This window comes from Teichococcus rhizosphaerae (assembly GCF_002631185.1).
GTDB classification, from domain to species: Bacteria; Pseudomonadota; Alphaproteobacteria; order Acetobacterales; family Acetobacteraceae; genus Pseudoroseomonas; species Pseudoroseomonas rhizosphaerae.
Genome location: NZ_PDNU01000100.1, coordinates 1 through 2,345 on the forward strand (window position 1 = coordinate 1; position 2,345 = coordinate 2,345).

Below are 2,345 nucleotides of genomic sequence, written 5' to 3' on the forward strand. Positions count from 1 at the left end.
TCAGCAAAGGGCGCGCCGTTGCGCAGCGCACCGGGCTTGCGTTCGATCAGCGGGAGGTAGTGCTGCCAGTCATAGCTGACCTGGTCGCGATCCAGCAAGCGGACATGGCTGGCGATCAGCGCGTCGTCAGCCACCACCTCGATTCGCGTCGGATACAAACGGCTGCTGACCCACTTACCCGCATACTCACACGGCACCGAGTAGCGGTTGCGCCCGACGCTGACCAGGCAGGTGCTGGAGACCCGCGCAGGCCGCTCGACGTAACCGTCGAATGGCGCTGGCACAGGCATCAGTTCAGCGCGCTCCAACTCCAGCACTTCGGCCACACTCAGCCCGCTGTATTGAGGGTGCGTCAGCTCGTTCCAAAGCGCGCGGCAGCGCTGGCCCAGCCAGGCATTGAGTTCCTCGAAGGAGTGAAACTGGCAGTCCTGGGCGTCTAGCCAGATACGCCTGCGGCTGTCTTGCACGTTCTTTTCAACGATGCCCTTTTCCCAACCAGCGGCGACGTTGCAGAAGTCCGGATCGAACAGGTAATGCGCGCACATCACCGCAAAGCGCGCATTCACCGCCCGGCCTTTGCCCTTATTGACCTTGTCGACGGCGGTCTTCATGTTGTCGTAGATGCCCCGGCGCGGCACGCCGCCCAAGGAGCCGAACGAGCGTGTATGGGCGTCAAATAACATCTCATGGCCCTGGCTCGGATACGCCACAAGCCAGAACGCACGGCTGGCACACAGCTTCAGATGTGCCACCTGCATACGCCGGTAAATGCCGCCGACCAGCAAGCCTTCCTCGCTCCAGTCAAACTGAAACGCCTCGCCAAGAGCAAAGGTCAGCGGCACAAAGGCCTGCGACGCCTTGCCCTGTCCCCCTCGCCAGGCACGGATAAACGCGGTGAGCTGGCTGTAGCCACCGTCATAACCTTCGGCTTTGATTTGCGCCAACAGCGCCTTGGCACTGCGCCGCTGTTGCTTGGGCCGCAGCGAATCGGCTTTTAGCGCCTGCTCCAGCGTGGCGTGAAAAGGGCTGAGTTTGTTGAAGATCGCGCGGCGTTGGTAGACCGGCGGCTTGGCCTCAGGTGCTCTGACCCACTTGCGAATCGTGTTGCGCGCCAACCCGGTGCGCTTGGCTATCTCATGCAGCGACAGCTTGTCGCGGAAATACATCCGGCGAATTTTGCCCATCATTTCCATACTGATCACCCTGTGTTCTCCTGCTCAAAAATTGAGCAGAAGCAGTTGAACACCTGGGTCAGTTTTCAGTCGGCAGAACAGCCTCTACTGGGTCAGTTTTCGGTCAGCGGCAACAGCATGACTGCCGCCGACCGCCAGGCCATCCCTGAATCCGTATCAGAACGAATTCTCCGACACTTTCGGGTGGCCCTGGAGGAGCGCGGCTACCTCGCCGATTCGCAGCAGCAAAACGCCGTCGAGCACCTTGCCAACTGGCTGGAGCACTTCCTCCACGGACACCATGGCTGGTTTCACAAGCCAACGGCGGGCATCTACCTGTGGGGGGACGTAGGACGCGGCAAGAGCTTTGTGATGGATGCTTTCTTTGCCGCCGCACCCTTGCAGGACAAGCGCCGCGTCCATTTCCATGCCTTTCTGGAGGAAGTGCAGATGCGCCTGCAGGCTTTCGCTGGCCAGTCCGATCCCCTGGAAAAGGTTACTAGGGGCATTGCAGAGGAAACACGCTTGCTGTGCTTCGACGAGTTCCACGTCCATGATATCGGCGACGCCATGCTGCTCGGGCCGACGCTGCAGCAACTGGTGGATGCGGGGGTTGGTTTGGTCTGCACGTCCAACTACCCGCCGTCCGCACTGTGCACGGACCCATTGTACGGAGAGCGCATTCGCCCCGTAGTCGAACTGATCGAGAAGCGCTTCGAGGTTTTGGCGCTGGACAATGGTGAAGACTACCGGCAGCGACTGACACCGCTGGACCGTTGGGGCAGCTACCTCTGGCCGGCCTCATCCGTCGACCTGGGACTTCTGCGCAAGCGGTTCGAACTGGGATCGCAGACGATCTTCGACCAAGTGCTGCAGGTCAACTACCACCCACTACGGGTGCGGGCGCAGGACGGCGACCACGCATGGCTGGACTTCGATGAACTGTTTGAGCATCCACACTCGGCGGCCGACTATCTATGGCTGATCGAACGCTTTCCGTACATGGCGGTGAGCGGCTTGGGGCCATTGCGCGACTGCCCTGATGATGTCGGCAAGCGCTTCCTGAACTTCATCGACATCGCCTATGACCGACACCTCAAGTTGCAGCTCTACGCCAGCGTAGCGTTGGAGCAACTGGCCGCCGGCGACACCCTGCTGGATTTCGAGCGCACC

2 protein-coding genes are annotated in these 2,345 nt (G+C 60.9%); one reads left to right on the forward strand and one right to left on the reverse strand.

Features of this window, described 5'->3' with window-relative positions; translation table 11 throughout:
- A partial coding sequence (istA, locus tag CR162_RS21720; protein ID WP_176559987.1) for an IS21-like element ISPst3 family transposase occupies positions 1-1,193 on the reverse strand: 1,193 nt, incomplete at its 3' end.
- 45 nt (positions 1,194-1,238) lie between these two features.
- Between istA and zapE the strand changes: the two genes are divergently transcribed.
- Positions 1,239-2,345, forward strand: a 1,107-nt coding sequence (gene zapE, locus CR162_RS21725) for a cell division protein ZapE (RefSeq protein WP_218014960.1), incomplete at its 3' end; no start/stop codon positions are given.